This window comes from Pradoshia sp. Z4_20, from assembly GCF_058216035.1.
In genome coordinates this window covers 1-16,354 of the sequence record NZ_JBZAJD010000005.1, presented here as the reverse complement: position 1 = coordinate 16,354, position 16,354 = coordinate 1, and the positions used below count along the sequence as shown (strand labels likewise).

Below are 16,354 nucleotides of genomic sequence, written 5' to 3'. Positions count from 1 at the left end.
AAAGGATGTCGTTTGCGTCGGAAACAAAAAAAGAATTAACCAATTTAGAAGTAAAAGAGTGCTGCGCACGGTCAGAACTATCTGCGCTAATCCGGATGAACGGATCCTTATCCTTTTCCAATCGTCATCTTATTGTGGATGTGCAAACAGAAAATGCAGCGATTGCCCGGAGAATTTATACGTTTTTAAAGAAGCTTTATAATCTCCAGGTTGATTTGCTTGTTCGTAAAAAGATGAAGCTGAAAAAGAATAATGTCTATATTGTACGGTTTTCTGAGAAAGCGAAGGAAGTACTTACAGACTTGAATATCATTGAAAATGAATTTACGATTATCCATGATATATCCGAGGAATTAATCCACAAGAAATGCTGTAAACGATCATATTTACGTGGTGCATTTCTTGCAGGCGGATCAGTTAATAATCCTGAGACTTCCTCTTATCACTTGGAAATATCGTCTTTATATAAAGAGCATAATGATTCTTTGTGTGAGTTGATGAACTCATTCGGATTAAAAAGCAAAACGCTCGAAAGAAAAAAGGGATTTATCACCTATTTGAAGGAAGCGGAAAAGATTTCTGAATTCCTGAATATTATTGGAGGGCATAATGCACTCTTGAAATTTGAGGATATTCGTATTGTAAGAGACATGCGAAATTCTGTAAATCGACTTGTAAATTGTGAAACTGCAAACTTGAATAAAACAATCAGCGCTTCATTGCGCCAGGTTGAAAATATACGGTATATTGAAAATACAGTTGGTCTGGATATATTGCCTGATAAACTACGTGAAATTGCAAGACTGCGTGTCGAATACCAAGATGTAACCCTAAAAGAACTTGGGGAAATGGTTTCAAGCGATAAAATAAGCAAGTCGGGTATTAATCATCGTCTACGTAAAATAGATGAAATTGCCGAAAAGCTGCGAGCCGGTGAATCTAAATAAGTATTCCAAGCATTATGATATAAATAATATTTAATGGAGGGGAATCGCTGTGATTGAAAAAGAAGTCACTGTACAGCTTAAAACAGGCTTGCAGGCACGCCCGGCTGCTCTATTTGTTCAGGAGGCAAGTCGTTTTTCATCTGATATATTTATTATAGATGGAGAAAAGAAGGTCAATGTAAAAAGTATTATGGGATTAATGAGTATGGCGATTGGTACAGGTAAGACAGTGACCCTTGCAGCAGATGGTCAGGATGAAGAAGAGGCTATAGAGGTTTTAGAAGCATTTATGACAAAGAGTAGTAATACGAAGAATCATTAGGATACAAATAGAAAAGAGGTGGCTATCTATAAGCCGCCTCTTTTCCTGCTTTATTTACTAATAAGAATTTTTCCGACAGTACGGTCTTTGCTTTGACCCGTTAACTTGATTTTTACGCCAAACTCAGGGATATTCCGCCCTGCGTCAGGTTTGCCAGGATTTAAATAATTTTTGCTATCATCAAACACAGAAAATGGTTTCGTGTCAAAATCTGACAATGTTAAACCATTTACACTCTTATAATCCAAATACATTTTATCTGTTTTATCTAATCTAAATGCAGCATCATGAATTTGATAACGAGTTGCAGCTAAGGATTTGTCACTCCATTTTAATGTTCCTTGGTCAGCATCGACTACCCCTAGGAAGCCTTCACCTGGGTGACTGCCTGTCCAGTTATCTGAATAGCTGTCATCCACATACCAAACTACTAATCCACCATCATATTTCATTAGGCTGGCTCCGCGTTTGATATGAGCAAGTCCTAAATCGACCCCCTGATGATTTCGCCATTCTGCCAAATAGTATTGATCGCTTGTATAGAAGCCTTCATTCTTGGTGAAGCCATCTAATGTAAAGGCAGAGGTTGAAGTATCTGCATTATCTTTTACGAGTTCCTGTCCATCAGCAGTAATTGTAATGTCATCTACATAAAAACCTGGTTCAATAGCTGCTATATCAGTCCAGTAATTAAAGCGTAATTCAATTTTCTTGCCGGCATAGGCATTTAAATCAAATATACCATCTACCCATCCGTTGGAGTTTCCTGTTATACCATTACCCGGATTTTGTTCATATGGATTAGTAGAAGTGGTTATATTCCCTGCTACGCCTGTCCAGTTTGTTTGTCCTTCTTCACGCACTTGAACAGATGCATAGTCCCAATCCTGCTCTATTTGGTACCATGTCTTGAAAGATAACTGGGCTGTCGACTTATTTGTTAGATCAAGAGAAGTAACCAAAGAGTTATTTAGGTTATTACCTTTTCCGCTATGATATTCATACTTCCCGCTATAAGGAGTATTTACTGTGGTCTTCTTTTGTGGCAAATTCACTTTAAGCGCATCCAGGTTTCTTCCCTTTGTATTGGCTTGATCGAGAAGGAATTCAGATCCCCGTCTAGTCAGATCATCCAAATCGACCTCTTCATAATTAAGCCAGTTTCCACCGAGGCTCTCCTGAAGATATTCTTTGGCATATGGGCTGAATCCAGTTGGTTCTCCTCCTGGAACTTTACCTGCCCAGCTGCCGCTTGCCATGATTGACCAATAGCCGATGGCTTCACCAGATCCTGAGTATTGCGTATCATATTCATCCGGTAGACCCAAATCATGACCATATTCATGGGCAAATACTCCGGCAGCTCCATCAATTGGTTCGATTGTGTAATCGTAAGCAGCCATTTGTCCATTCCAGTAAGGTATGTCTGTTTCCGTATTAGCAATTGGGAATATCCCGTCGAATATCCCGTCCAAATTCGAACGATGGGACCAGATTGCATCTCCACCCAGTGTGCCGCCACCTGCTTCTTCACCTACAGCAGAGTGGACAATCATTAAGTGATCGATTAATCCATCTGGCTCGCGTTTATTGCCGTCCCCATCATAATCGTAGCGATCTTCCTGATCATACTCAGCAAAATCTACATTTGGATCGTTTGCTGCAGCTTCAAGTGCTTCCTCTACAAGGCTACGTGCATCCTTGTCATTTCCATCAGGTGTGGGAATATTTCCACCATACTCAGCAGCAGGTTTTTCAGCCATATACCAACCAGCTACTTCACCATCTACGGTATAGCTACCGCCAGATTGCTGTTCATAATATTGCTTCATAGAAATTAGCTTTTCGCCGTTAGGACCTGTATATCCCTTTTTACCAAAAATCATTTGTTGGTAATGATCCTTAGTATAATCTTGATAGTACATGTCTGTATCCTCTGGTCTGACATTGTCACCATTGTAATCAGGGAACTCAATCATCAGAACCAAAACTTTATCTTTTACTACAGACCCTTTATATTTCTCTTCTTTTACTGGTTGAACAACACCATTACTAGGTTTGGAACCTTTGCCAGTTTTTTTACCTTTTTTCTTTTTGTTCCACTTCTTTTGCAACTCTTTTATTTGCTTATCGAATTTTTTTGATGAGTCCTTTTTAGCGTTTTCTTCTTTTTTCTTTAGGTACTTTTTCAACTGTGCCTGTGCTTCTTTATCTGTTGCATTTTTCTTGATAACACCTTCCTTTTTAAGCATTTTAATTAATCGTTCCTCGTTGGCAATGCTTAAATCAAAAGAGCTTCCTGTATAGGTAACTGAATGATTATGACTGGTCTCGGTTGCAGCATGATTACTTATTGTCGAAACTTGGTGAGCAGAAGTGGCTGGTGCAAAGGCACTGAATGTTAAAGCAGCAGCGAAGGCCGATGCCAAAATAGATTTTCCTCGCAAATGGTTTCCTCCTCTTAATTTTAATTAACATCTATAAATATTCTAACTATTCTGTTAAAAAACCTCTTTAATAGTAGAAAATGGTAGATTAGGAGTAGTTGAGGAAAAAGAAGTGGGTAATTAGACATAAAAAAACCACCCTTTTTGAAAGAGTGGTTTCGTCTTATGATTATCTATCTTCTGTCAAACTTCTAGAAATTTCTTTTGGTTTCTTGTTTTTCATCAGGATTGGATAGAGAACAAGACCGAGGACAAATAAACCTATACCGAGCGAGAAGGTTTTTAAGTCGGCTGTTCCGGTTTTAATTACCCATAGGGTGTATACAAGAGCCACTATCGCTATTATGCCATCTATCAATCGTGATCGCTTCATCCCTGTGTATGTTTCACCGGTAATAATCAGTTTTACCTGATAAAGAACACTAACGAAATACGGGATTAAGTAAGCTAATGTAGCAACGACCATTGCGAATTCATAAGCTTCCATTATCGTTCCGGAAACAGTAGCGAATAAAAAGAATTGCGTTAAAAGGTTTGTGATAGTCAAAGAATTGACTGGACTTCCTTTTTTATTCGTTTTTCCGAAGAATGCCGGGAACAAGTTGGATTTAGCAGCTTGATATGGTACCTCGGAGCTAACGACAATCCAACCGACTGTGGATCCGAATAATGAAATTAAGGCAAGGAATCCTAAAATATAAGCACCGCTAGATCCGATTGCAGCTTGCAGAGCATCAACCAAAGGTTTATGTGACTGTTGCAATGCCTCTTGGGATAAAGCGCCCATTGTTAATAGTGTTATACCAATATAGATCGCAATGGCAATAATCAGTCCGGTGATTGTCGCTTTTTTCACATCAGTCTGAGACTTTGCCCTATTAGATAGCATCACAGCAGCTTCTACCCCAATGAAGGCCCATAGCGTGGCAATAGCTGCGTTATTTACTTGTCCACCCAATGAATGGGAAACCCCAGATGCATCGATGAATTCTTTACCGTTCATTATATTAGTAGAATCAAATATGAAAATGGTTGCGACGATAAAAAGGGCGAACCCAATTACTTTAGTGATGGTTGCCAGCAAATTGATTTTTCCAGCGCTGTTAAAGCTTTTGCAGAGAATAAAGTGAATGCCCCACAGCATAACTGTACATACCATAAAGTTTAAGAATTTCCCTAATTCCAGATCAAAATTGCCGCTTGAAAAAAGGATGTACTGGCTTTGCATAATTGGGAAGAAGGTAGATAAGTACCCGGCAAACGAGATAATGACTGATGCCGTTGCAGCCCAGTTAGCAGCCCAGTAACCCCAAGCAATACTGTAACCAGCGATTTTCCCTTTCCTTGGTGAACTGAACATGGCTTGAGCATAGCTTTGCGGTCCCGTTTTTAATTCCGGCTTTCTGATAGCCAAATTTCCAAATACAAGAGCAACCATTAATACTCCAGCTCCTGTTAAGATCCAGGCCATTGATGCTCCAAACGGACTAGAAACACCAGCTAGGTTTGCCGGAAGCATAAATATTCCTCCACCAACCATGTTGCCGACAACAAACATGGTTAATATCCAAAATCCCCATTTTTTATTATTCATGATGAAAGACCCCTTCTGTTTTCAAAAATATGCGAAAAATATAATAAGATAAATTATTGCTAGTGGTACAAATCGTTATAATTCTATACCCGAATTATAATTTGATCATTCCGGTGGCTTATTGGTTGAGATTGTTAAGTATGAAATTCAACACAATAAACTCTCTTCAGAATGACTAATTATTAAATTGTGCTTTCATATTAACATCAAACTTTAATTTGGTAAAGTGATAAACAATTAGAGAACTAAAATATTGTCAGGTAGGGGAGTAGAGGGGGATATCTACATTATTTTTTTGATAAAACAAAAGAGCTGCCGAATATCTCGACAGCTCTTAATCAGTTTATTATTTTTTATTTTCTTCTACTACATTGCGGGTGATAATTTTATCAACTAATCCGTACTCTACCGCACGTTCAGCTGTCATGAAGTTATCACGTTCTGTATCGCGAGCAATTGTTTCATAAGATTGACCAGTACGTTCAGCCAAAATTTTGTTTAAGCGCTCACGCATAAAGAGAATGCGTTTAGCAGCGATTTCAATCTCAGTCGCTTGTCCTTGAGCTCCGCCAAGTGGTTGGTGAATCATCACTTCACTGTTTGGTAACACAAAACGCTTTCCTTTTTCGCCGGCAGCAAGAAGGAATGCACCCATTGAAGCAGCCATACCGATACAGATCGTAGAAACCTTTGGTTTAATATATTGCATTGTATCGTAGATTGCCATACCAGCTGTGATGCTTCCGCCTGGGCTATTGATGTAAAGATATATATCTTTCTCTGGGTTTTCAGTTTCAAGGAACAATAATTGGGCAACGATAGAGTTGGCAACATTGTCATCAATTGCACTTCCAAGCATGATAATCCGGTCTTTTAATAAACGGGAATAAATATCGTATGCGCGTTCCCCGCGATTTGTTTGTTCAATAACTGTAGGAATTAAATTCATTTATTTTCTCCTCCTTATATGTAAAAAAAATAATACATTTGGCTTTGACTTTATCATACACTTTATGGTCAATAAAGGTCAAACAAAAGACGCTTACATTACTATATGTTTTTTATTAAGGACTGATGTCTAGTTTATCTGATTGGTCTGCGCATAATTTGCAACTGATTCTATGTATAGAAACAAAATAATCCCTGATATCCATCTTACCCAACATAAAGGCTTATAAACCTAAGGAATAGTTCTTGCAAAAAGACTTTCTCTTCCTTATAATATAATTTTGTAGGCTAACATTTTGCCCTCGTAGTTTAATGGATAGAACATAAGATTCCGGTTCTTACGATGGGGGTTCGATTCCCTCCGAGGGCGTATAATATATTGTAGGAAATGCCCCAGTGCCGAAAGTAGCTTAGCACTGGGGCATTTTTTTATTTATTAACAAATTCAATATTTTGTAAATATATCCTCCTTTTTCTTGCTCTGCTCCTTCCTATTTACTACTATTAATGTAAGCGATTTATTATAAGGGGGCAGGGATTTGAACGTAGAGTTTGGTTTGTACCAGCAACAAAAGTTAAAGCTGACGATGACGCCGGAATTAAATCAGGCAATAAACTTGCTTCAATACCCGGCAATTGAATTAGCTGCCTATATCGATGGAAAAGCACTTGAGAATCCGTTAATTGAAATAGATGACGAGTATCCGAAAGTCTCAGGCAGATCATATGGCGACTCATCAATCAATCAAATCAGTGAGGAGACTGTTTCATTAAAATCTTATTTACGATCCCAAATTCCATTTAAAGTATTAACCGACAGGGAAGAGTGCGTTTTATTGTTTTTGATTGATTGTATCGATGAAAATGGATATTTACGTATTACCTTTGAGGAAGCTCGATCCCTTGTGGAGGTTAGTCAGGCAGAATGGGATGTTGCCTTATCTGTTTTGCAGGCATTGGAGCCTGTCGGAGTGGGTGCCAGGAATCTAAGTGAATGTTTGCTCATACAGGCTAAACGTGATTATATCGATGATCTGCCACTAGAAGAGGTTTTGGTTAATCATTTCGATATGCTTGTGAATAGAAAGTGGAAAGAGCTTGCCAAGCTGGTTGGTGTAACAATTGCAGATATTCAATCCATTTTTGATTTAATACAGGCATATAACCCCAAACCTGGTTCAGCTTTTAATAGTGGTGAATTCCAATATTTCATACCGGATGTAAGTGTTTCTGTTTCAAAAGGAGTACCCACTGTAAAAGTTTTATCAATGAGAAGATTTAAAACGAATGAATTTACTTCCCCTATAAATGGAAGTGATGACATAACTAAAAAGTATATGTACGAAAAGAAATTGGAGCTTAACTGGCTAAAAAAGGCTATTGAGCAAAGAGAGCAAACTTTAAGGCGTGTAACTTATGCCATCATGGAAAAGCAATCTGCCTTCTTTGATACTGGAAAAAGTGTCACCTTAAAGCCATTAACTATGAAGGAAATCGCCAAAATGGTTGATGTGCATGAGTCCACAGTAAGCAGGGCGATTAGAGACAAAGTGGTAGAGACGCCATTTGGGACTTATGATATGAAAATGTTTTTTACGAGCAGCATCCCGAACGCTCAATTGGAAGACTCTTCATCAGAACAAGTAAAGCAAGAAATAGTGCGGTTGATAAAGGCAGAGCAGAAAACATTACCTTTATCGGATCAGGCAATTGCAAAGCAACTTCAGGATGATTTTGGTATTCTTGTATCACGGAGGACAATCGCGAAATATCGGACTCTGCTTCATATACCATCTTCTTCAAAAAGAAAACGATATGAGGTTAGTGAATAATTAATTTATAAATGTAGAAAATAAGAAAGAGCAGGGGGAAAGAGAGTGAGTGTACCAATCATTCATTTTTATACAAAAAAGAATTGCCCATTATGCGAAGAGGCAAAGGATCTTTTGAAAATTTTGCAAAGAGAAATGACGTTTACTCTCCTTGAAGTCGATATATATTCCAATGATAAATTACTGGAACAATATGGGCTTATGATTCCTGTAGTCGAAATCAATGATCAGGTTATTCAATACGGTCGTATCGATTTAGATGAGATTCGTCGCTATTTAACGTGATGTTCACATTTAGAACCTTGCAACTATTCGAAACTCCTGTTAGAATGGAATTACATCAGGAGCTATTTTTTTTACATAAACTGGGACGCTAAACGTCTTGCTAGGACAAAAAATGACCAAAGTATAAAAGGAGTTTGAAGGATATGGACGGAATACTCCATTTACAGAAGAAATTAATTCCAGATATATTTGAGGTCATGCAAAAAAGATACAATATCTTAAGAACGATTCGTACTCTGCAGCCGGTAGGCAGACGAAGCTTATCACTGACTTTGAACATTACGGAGCGGATTTTGCGCAGCGAAGTGGAATTTTTGAAAAACCAAAATCTTATACTCATTGCGAGCTCTGGAATGACTGTTACCAATGAAGGGAAAGAGGTACTCGACCATCTGGGTGGTGTAATAAGGCAATTATCGGGTATAGATGATATGGAACGCCTATTACAGGAAAAACTTAATTTGGAGAAAATTATCATCGTTAGCGGTGATAGTGACCAATCCCCATGGGTAATAGATGAGCTTGGACGTGCCGGTGCTTCGCGTATGAAAAGTCTCTTAACGGGTAAAAATATCATTGCCGTAACAGGTGGAACAACAATGGCAGCAATAGGAAGAATGTTACCTGATGTCTCAGAGCTTCCAGATGTGGATGACATTTTGTTTGTACCAGCGAGAGGCGGTCTTGGCAAGGGTGTTCAATACCAGGCCAATACAGTTTGCGAACAAATGGCGGAAAAGATGCATTCACGATATCGTGTCCTGTATGTACCGGACAACCTAAGTGAAGCAGCATACAATACGCTAACCAGTGAACCTGCTATACATGAGGTATTGAATTTGTTGAAATCAGCTAATATCGTTCTTCATGGTATAGGGGAAGCCAAAACAATGGCTGAAAGAAGGAAATCATCCGATGACAGTCTTCAGGAGCTTGAGAATAAAAAGGCAATTGGAGAGGCGTTTGGATATTATTACGATGAAGATGGCAACATAATACAAAAAGTCCATACAATCGGCCTTCAATTAGATGATCTGGTTAATGCGGAACATGTAATCGCCGTCGCTGGCGGAGCTTCAAAAGCTAAGGCAATAAAAGCCTATATCAAAATGGCACCTAAAAAACCGATTTTAATTACGGATGAAGGTGCGGCACTACAGTTACTTAAGGGATAACACCCTTTTGAATATAATTTAAATCTATTTCTAAGATTCCAAAAGGAGGAACCTTCTAATGGCAGTAAAATTAGGTATTAATGGTTTTGGTAGAATTGGACGTATCGTATTCCGTGCAGCGTTAAATAATCCGGAAGTAGAAGTTGTAGCAGTTAACGATTTAACTGATGCAAAAATGCTTGCGCATCTTTTAAAATATGATTCCGTTCATGGAACTTTAGATCAAGATGTAACAGTTGACGGAGACTACTTAGTAGTAGCTGGACAACGTGTAAAAGTTCTTGCTGAAAGAGATCCAGCTCAACTTGGTTGGGGAGATCTTGGAGTAGATATCGTTGTTGAATCTACTGGACGTTTCACTAAACGCGCAGATGCTGCAAAACACCTTGAAGCTGGCGCTAAAAAAGTTATCATTTCTGCACCTGCATCTGATGAAGATATCACAATCGTTATGGGTGTTAACGAAGATAAATATGACGCAGCTAACCATGATGTAATCTCTAATGCATCTTGTACTACAAACTGCTTGGCTCCATTTGCAAAAGTATTGAACGATAACTTCGGTATCAAACGCGGAATGATGACTACAATTCATTCTTACACAAATGACCAACAAATCTTAGACTTGCCACACAAAGACTACCGTCGTGCTCGTGCTGCTGCTGAAAGCATGATCCCTACAACTACTGGTGCTGCTAAAGCTGTTGCTCTAGTATTACCTGAATTGAAAGGTAAATTGAACGGTATGGCTATGCGTGTACCAACTCCAAACGTATCTGTTGTTGACCTTGTTGCTGAATTAGAAAAAGAAGCAACTGCAGAAGAAATCAATGCAGCATTAAAAGCAGCTGCTGAAGGTGAATTAAAAGGAGTTCTTGAGTACAGCGAACTTCCATTAGTATCTCGTGACTACAATGGAACTACTCAATCTTCTACTATTGATGCTCTTTCTACAATGGTTATGGAAGGCAACATGGTTAAAGTACTTTCTTGGTACGATAACGAAACTGGTTACTCCAACCGTGTAGTTGACCTTGCAGCTTACATTGCTAAAAAAGGTCTTTAATCTTTAACGTAGTAGATAGAAAACCTTATTAAAGGTATAATGAATTTGTTTAAGGGGGGAGAGGGGAAAATTCCCCTTTCTCCCTGTTTTATTTTAACGGCAATTAATCAGAGTTTGGGCAGACCTGATTAAGTCTTTAGCTGGTCCCTTATTTTAAAGGAGGTTCATTTAAGTGAACAAAAAATCGATTAAAGACATTGATGTACAAGGAAAAAAAGTATTTTGCCGCGTTGATTTTAACGTACCAATGCAAGATGGCAAAGTAACTGATGACACAAGAATTCGTGCGGCTTTACCGACTATTCAACTTTTAATTGAAAAAGGCGCAAAAGTAATTCTGGCAAGCCATTTGGGCCGTCCAAAAGGTGCAGTAAAAGAAGAGCTACGCTTAACTCCTGTTGCTGCGCGTTTAAGCGAATTACTTGGCAAAGATGTTAAGAAAACGGATGAAGCATACGGAGAAGCTGTACAAGCTGAAATCGGGCAGATGAAAGATGGCGATGTACTTCTTCTAGAAAACGTACGTTTCTATCCTGGCGAAGAAAAGAACGACGCAGAATTGGCAAAAGCATTTGCAGATCTTGCAGATGTGTATGTAAATGATGCATTCGGTGCAGCTCACCGTGCACATGCTTCGACAGAAGGAATTGCAAAACATATCCCTGCTGTAGCCGGTTTGCTAATGGAAAAAGAATTAGAAGTGCTTGGAAAAGCTCTTTCTAATCCAGAACGTCCATTCACAGCAATTATTGGTGGAGCAAAAGTAAAGGATAAAATCGGTGTAATTGATAATCTTCTTGAGAAAGTGGACAACCTAATCATTGGCGGTGGACTAGCATATACGTTCATCAAGGCTCAAGGTTATGAAATTGGTCAATCTCTTTTAGAAGAAGATAAAATTGAATTGGCTAAATCCTTTATGGATAAAGCAAAAGAAAAAGGTGTTAACTTCTTAATGCCGGTGGATGCGGTTATTGCAAAAGAATTTTCACCTGATACAGAGTCTAAAGTGGTAGATATTGATGCGATTCCAGCTGATTGGCAAGCGCTTGATATCGGACCAAAGACTGCAAAATTATATGAAGACACTATTAAAAATTCCAAACTCGTGATCTGGAATGGACCAATGGGTGTATTCGAATTTGATAAATTCGCTGGCGGTACAAAAGCAGTAGCAGAAGCACTTGCAAATGCGGAAAATACATACTCCGTAATTGGTGGTGGGGACTCAGCTGCGGCAGTTGAAAAGTTCGACCTTGCGGATAAAATGAGCCACATCTCTACTGGAGGCGGTGCTTCCTTGGAATTCATGGAAGGTAAAGAGCTTCCTGGTGTGGTAGCGTTAAACGACAAATAAATACATTATACGGACACATACGAGAGGATGAGAAAAGTGCGTAAACCAATTATCGCAGGAAACTGGAAGATGAATAAAACGGTTGGCGAAGCTTTACAATTTGTAGATGAAGTTAAAGGTTCCATTCCTACTCCAGAAAAAGTGGATGCGGTTGTGTGTTCTTCTCCGCTATTTCTTGAATCGCTTGTAAAAGCAACAAAAGGAACGGATCTTAAAGTTGGTGGACAAAATATGCACTTTAAAGAAAGTGGCGCATATACGGGTGAAGTAAGTCCGGAAGCACTTTCTGATTTAGGGGTAGACTATGTTATCATTGGACATTCCGAACGTCGTGAAATGTTCAATGAAACAGATGAATCAGTTAACCAGAAAACATTGGCTGCTTTTAAGCACAATTTAATCCCTATTGTGTGTTGTGGGGAAACTTTGGAGCAGCGTGAAGCTGGTGAAACGAAAGCTCTTGTAGCTGAACAAATTAAAAAGGCATTTCAGGGCCTAACTGAAGAACAAGCTAAGAAAACAGTTGTTGCTTATGAACCAATCTGGGCAATTGGTACAGGAAAGTCTTCCACAGCAGCTGATGCTGATGAAGTTTGCGGTCATATCCGTCAAACAATCGCTGATAGCTTTTCAACTGATGTGGCAGAAGCAATTAGGATTCAATATGGCGGTTCTGTTAAACCTGAAAACATCAAAGAATATCTTTCAGAAGATAATATCGATGGTGCTTTAGTTGGCGGAGCAAGCCTTGAACCAACTTCTTTCTTAGGATTATTGGAGGCTGTTTCTAAATGAGTAAGAAACCAGTAGCGTTAATCATTCTCGATGGGTTTGGATCTCGAGATGTAACACAGGGTAATGCTGTGGCACAGGCTAAAAAGCCTAACTTTGACCGTTATTGGGCAGAGTATCCACATAATCACCTGATAGCGAGTGGCTTAGCAGTTGGTTTGCCGGAGGGACAAATGGGTAACTCAGAAGTTGGCCATTTAAATATCGGTGCAGGCCGGATTGTTTATCAAAGCTTAACTCGAGTAAACCTTGCGATTCGTGAAGGTGAATTCGAAAAGAATGAAACTTTCTTAGGCGCGATTCAACATGCGAAAGAAAATAATAAGGCTCTACACTTAATGGGATTATTATCTGATGGTGGAGTACACAGCCATATTCAGCATTTATTTGCATTACTTCGCTTGTGTGCTAAAGAAAACTTTACAAATGTTTATGTACACGGCATTTTAGACGGACGTGATGTTGGTCCTCAAACTGCTGAAAAGTACATTCAACAAACTGAAAATATGTTTAAAGAAATTGGTGTAGGCCAGTTCGCGACTATTTCAGGACGTTATTACTCCATGGACCGTGATAAACGCTGGGATCGTGTAGAAAAAACGTATCGTTCCATGACTTATGGTGAAGGACCTTCTTATTCTTCCGCAATGGAAGTAGTAGAGGATTCCTACCGTAATGGGATTTTTGATGAATTCGTTCTACCATCTGTAATTACGAAAGCTGATGGACAGCCTGTGGCGAAAATTGAAGATAATGATTCTGTTATTTTCTATAATTTCCGTCCTGACCGTGCTATCCAAATTTCTAACGTATTTACAAATGATGATTTCCGCGGCTTTGACAGAGGCCCAGGATTCCCGCAGAATTTGTATTTTGTTTGCTTGACTCACTTTAGTGAAACGGTTAAAGGATATGTTGCATTTAAACCAACAAATCTGGATAACACAATCGGTGAAGTCTTATCGCAAAACAACTTAAAACAGCTTCGCATTGCCGAAACTGAAAAATACCCACACGTTACCTTCTTTATGAGTGGTGGACGTGAAGATGAATTCCCAGGCGAGAAACGTATTTTGATTAATTCTCCAAAGGTTGCCACGTATGACCTTAAACCTGAAATGAGCGCTTATGAAGTGACTGAAGCCCTTATGAAGGAATTGGATGAAGATAATCATCATGCGATCATCCTAAACTTTGCTAACCCTGATATGGTTGGGCACTCCGGAATGCTTGAACCAACAATCAAAGCAATTGAAACTGTGGATGAATGCCTTGGAAAAATCGTCGATAAAATCCTATCTATGGGTGGTAAAGCCATTATCACAGCTGACCATGGTAATGCTGATGAGGTAATCACTCCAGATGGAGATCCGATGACAGCACATACGACAAACCCTGTTCCAGTGATTGTCACTGATAAAGAGGTAGAACTTCGTGACGGTGGAATTCTGGGTGATTTAGCTCCAACTATGCTTGAACTATTGCATGTAGAGCAACCGAAAGAAATGACTGGAAAATCATTAATTAAAAAGTAAGTTGTACAAACTATAAAATGTACTATATTTTCCAATTAAAAGGAGAGAAATTTAATGCCAATTATTATTGACGTTTATGCACGTGAAGTATTAGACTCCCGTGGTAACCCAACAGTTGAAGTAGAAATTGAAACAGAATCTGGCGCATTCGGCCGTGCTATGGTACCAAGTGGTGCTTCCACTGGTGAATACGAAGCAGTAGAACTTCGTGATGGCGATAAAGACCGTTACCTTGGAAAAGGTGTTCAAAAAGCAGTAGATAACGTAAACAATATCATTGCTGAACAAATCATCGGTATGCATGTTCTTGATCAAGCTGGAATCGACAAAGCGATGATCGACCTTGATGGAACTGAAAACAAAGGTAAATTAGGTGCGAACGCAATTCTTGGTGTTTCCATGGCTGCTGCAATCGCTGCTGCTGATTACCTAAACATTCCTTTATACCGTTACCTTGGCGGATTCAACACGAAACAGCTTCCAACTCCAATGATGAATATCATCAACGGTGGTTCTCACGCTGATAACAACGTTGACTTCCAAGAATTCATGATCATGCCTGTTGGAGCTCCAACTTTCAAAGAAGCAATCCGTATGGGTGCTGAAGTATTCCACAGCTTGAAAAAAGTTCTTCACGACAAAGGCTTAAACACTGCAGTAGGTGACGAAGGTGGATTCGCTCCAAACCTTGGTTCTAACCGTGAAGCTCTTGAAGTAATCATTGAAGCAATCACTAAAGCTGGCTACGAAGCTGGTAAAGATATCTACCTTGCAATGGACGTAGCTTCTTCTGAGTTCTTCAACAAAGAAACTAAGAAATACGATCTAGCAGGCGAAGGACGCAATGGTCTTTCTTCCGAAGAAATGGTTAACTTCTATGAAGAATTAATCAACGAATTCCCAATCATCTCTATTGAAGATGGTTTAGATGAAAACGACTGGGAAGGCCACAAATTGTTAACTGAGCGCATTGGCGATCGTGTACAACTTGTTGGTGATGACTTGTTCGTTACAAACACTAAAAAGCTTGCTGAAGGTATCGAAAAAGGTATCGCTAACTCTATCCTAATTAAAGTTAACCAAATCGGTACTTTAACTGAAACTTTCGATGCAATCGAAATGGCAAAACGCGCTGGCTACACTGCAGTTGTATCCCACCGTTCCGGTGAAACAGAAGATTCTACAATCGCTGACATTGCAGTAGCAACAAACGCTGGCCAAATCAAAACTGGTTCTATGAGCCGTACAGACCGTATCGCGAAATACAACCAACTTCTTCGTATCGAAGATGAGCTTGGCGATTTAGCTGAATACAAAGGTCTTCAATCTTTCTACAACCTTAAAAAATAAGTATTTTATATGATTTTCAAGGACGCTTGAGAAGTATTATAAAAGCTCAAAAGGGAAAACTCCTTATACTGATGAATTTCAGTATAAGGAGTTTTTTTATAAACAATAAAAAACGCCCTCTTACCAATAAGGAAAGAGGCGTTTTTGTTAGAAATAATGAATTACAGTGTTGATTAATTTTGAATGAACATTTGCACCCAGTAATGCTCATTCTTTTCATAACCAATCCCGATTTCAGTAAAGTTTGGATTTAGGATATTTTTTCTGTGGCCCTCTGAGTTCATCCAACCTTCCATAACGGCTTCAGCTGTTCTGTGGCCTTGTGCAATGTTTTCAGCTGCTGCTACGTATGTGATTCCGAAAGCCTTCATCATATCAAAGGGAGTTCCGTATGTTGGTGATGTATGGGCAAAATAACCGTTTTCTGACATATCTACAGCTTTCGTGTAAGCAACTATGGATAAGTCTGCATTATTGCTGAGAGGTTGTAGACCGTTTTTAGCTCTTTCCTCGTTGACTAATGCAACAATTTGGTTGACGATGGCTTGGTCATTGCCTTCTGGCTCCGTTACTTCAGGAGTAGTCTCAACAGGTTCTGTTACTTCAGGAGTAGTCTCAACAGGTTCTGTTACTTCAGGAGTAGTCTCAACAGGTTCCGTTACTTCAGGAGTAGTCTCAACAGGTTCCGTTACTTCAGGAGTAGT

At 39.2% G+C, this 16,354-nt stretch carries 14 protein-coding genes and 1 tRNA gene; 11 read left to right on the top strand and 4 right to left on the bottom strand.

Going from position 1 to position 16,354, the window contains the following annotated elements; translation table 11 throughout:
• The first annotated feature begins 5 nt into the window (after nucleotides 1-5).
• On the top strand, nucleotides 6-947 hold the full coding sequence (gene whiA / locus AC4BHP_RS12580) for a DNA-binding protein WhiA (protein ID WP_148630643.1): 942 nt from the start codon (nucleotides 6-8) through the stop codon (nucleotides 945-947).
• 49 nt (nucleotides 948-996) lie between these two features.
• Nucleotides 997-1,269, top strand: coding sequence for an HPr family phosphocarrier protein (locus AC4BHP_RS12575; protein WP_148630645.1), 273 nt, complete (start codon nucleotides 997-999; stop codon nucleotides 1,267-1,269).
• A 50-nt stretch (nucleotides 1,270-1,319) separates the two neighbouring features.
• On the opposite strand, the gene AC4BHP_RS12570 is transcribed toward AC4BHP_RS12575, so the two are convergent.
• The 3 genes from AC4BHP_RS12570 to clpP all read right to left on the bottom strand — a co-directional run bounded on the left by AC4BHP_RS12570 (nucleotide 1,320) and on the right by clpP (nucleotide 6,259).
• Complete coding sequence (locus AC4BHP_RS12570) at nucleotides 1,320-3,716, bottom strand: immune inhibitor A domain-containing protein (RefSeq protein ID WP_148630648.1); 2,397 nt, start codon at nucleotides 3,714-3,716, stop codon at nucleotides 1,320-1,322.
• A gap of 169 nt (nucleotides 3,717-3,885) precedes the next feature.
• A complete protein-coding gene (locus tag AC4BHP_RS12565) occupies nucleotides 3,886-5,310 on the bottom strand; it encodes an amino acid permease (RefSeq protein ID WP_140461771.1) in 1,425 nt (474 codons plus the stop codon).
• A gap of 346 nt (nucleotides 5,311-5,656) precedes the next feature.
• Nucleotides 5,657-6,259 (bottom strand): ATP-dependent Clp endopeptidase proteolytic subunit ClpP, encoded by a 603-nt coding sequence (gene clpP / locus AC4BHP_RS12560; protein ID WP_066106206.1) that lies wholly within the window; start codon nucleotides 6,257-6,259, stop codon nucleotides 5,657-5,659.
• A gap of 297 nt (nucleotides 6,260-6,556) precedes the next feature.
• On the opposite strand from clpP, the gene AC4BHP_RS12555 reads away from it, so the two are divergent.
• The 9 genes from AC4BHP_RS12555 (at nucleotide 6,557) to eno (ending at nucleotide 15,650) form a co-directional block, all read left to right on the top strand.
• Nucleotides 6,557-6,628, top strand: a tRNA-Arg gene (locus AC4BHP_RS12555).
• Between the two features lie 169 nt (nucleotides 6,629-6,797).
• Nucleotides 6,798-8,090, top strand: a complete 1,293-nt coding sequence (rpoN, locus tag AC4BHP_RS12550) for an RNA polymerase factor sigma-54 (RefSeq protein WP_490552568.1) — start codon at nucleotides 6,798-6,800, stop codon at nucleotides 8,088-8,090.
• A gap of 45 nt (nucleotides 8,091-8,135) precedes the next feature.
• Nucleotides 8,136-8,375, top strand: coding sequence for a glutaredoxin family protein (locus AC4BHP_RS12545; protein ID WP_257469108.1), 240 nt, complete (start codon nucleotides 8,136-8,138; stop codon nucleotides 8,373-8,375).
• Between the two features lie 143 nt (nucleotides 8,376-8,518).
• Nucleotides 8,519-9,550 (top strand): sugar-binding transcriptional regulator, encoded by a 1,032-nt coding sequence (locus tag AC4BHP_RS12540; RefSeq protein WP_066106212.1) that lies wholly within the window; start codon nucleotides 8,519-8,521, stop codon nucleotides 9,548-9,550.
• 58 nt (nucleotides 9,551-9,608) lie between these two features.
• Nucleotides 9,609-10,616 carry a type I glyceraldehyde-3-phosphate dehydrogenase gene (gene gap, locus AC4BHP_RS12535; protein ID WP_066106217.1) on the top strand — a complete coding sequence of 336 codons (1,008 nt, stop codon included), beginning with the start codon at nucleotides 9,609-9,611 and terminating at the stop codon, nucleotides 10,614-10,616.
• 172 nt (nucleotides 10,617-10,788) lie between these two features.
• A complete protein-coding gene (locus tag AC4BHP_RS12530; RefSeq protein ID WP_066106220.1) occupies nucleotides 10,789-11,973 on the top strand; it encodes a phosphoglycerate kinase in 1,185 nt (394 codons plus the stop codon).
• Between the two features lie 36 nt (nucleotides 11,974-12,009).
• Nucleotides 12,010-12,768, top strand: a complete 759-nt coding sequence (tpiA, locus tag AC4BHP_RS12525; RefSeq protein ID WP_490552566.1) for a triose-phosphate isomerase — start codon at nucleotides 12,010-12,012, stop codon at nucleotides 12,766-12,768.
• The gene (gpmI, locus tag AC4BHP_RS12520) at nucleotides 12,765-14,300 is read left to right on the top strand and encodes a 2,3-bisphosphoglycerate-independent phosphoglycerate mutase (protein ID WP_066106226.1); all 1,536 of its coding nucleotides are present in this window, start codon (nucleotides 12,765-12,767) and stop codon (nucleotides 14,298-14,300) included. The genes tpiA and gpmI overlap by 4 nt, the downstream gene beginning before the upstream one ends.
• 54 nt (nucleotides 14,301-14,354) lie before the next feature.
• Complete coding sequence (gene eno, locus AC4BHP_RS12515) at nucleotides 14,355-15,650, top strand: phosphopyruvate hydratase (RefSeq protein ID WP_066106229.1); 1,296 nt, start codon at nucleotides 14,355-14,357, stop codon at nucleotides 15,648-15,650.
• 173 nt (nucleotides 15,651-15,823) lie between these two features.
• Here eno and AC4BHP_RS12510 read toward each other — a convergent pair.
• Nucleotides 15,824-16,354, bottom strand: a 531-nt coding sequence (locus AC4BHP_RS12510) for a CAP domain-containing protein (RefSeq protein ID WP_490552563.1), incomplete at its 5' end; no start/stop codon positions are given.

Bases quoted from the DNA above. Each gene is read 5' to 3' on its own strand.
- whiA (WP_148630643.1), top strand. From the start codon at position 6: ATGTCGTTTGCGTCGGAAACAAAAAAAGAATTAACCAATTTAGAAGTA.
- AC4BHP_RS12565 (WP_140461771.1), bottom strand. From the start codon at position 5,310: ATGAATAATAAAAAATGGGGATTTTGGATATTAACCATGTTTGTTGTC.
- clpP (WP_066106206.1), bottom strand. From the start codon at position 6,259: ATGAATTTAATTCCTACAGTTATTGAACAAACAAATCGCGGGGAACGC.
- AC4BHP_RS12540 (WP_066106212.1), top strand. From the start codon at position 8,519: ATGGACGGAATACTCCATTTACAGAAGAAATTAATTCCAGATATATTT.
- gap (WP_066106217.1), top strand. From the start codon at position 9,609: ATGGCAGTAAAATTAGGTATTAATGGTTTTGGTAGAATTGGACGTATC.
- gpmI (WP_066106226.1), top strand. From the start codon at position 12,765: ATGAGTAAGAAACCAGTAGCGTTAATCATTCTCGATGGGTTTGGATCT.
- eno (WP_066106229.1), top strand. From the start codon at position 14,355: ATGCCAATTATTATTGACGTTTATGCACGTGAAGTATTAGACTCCCGT.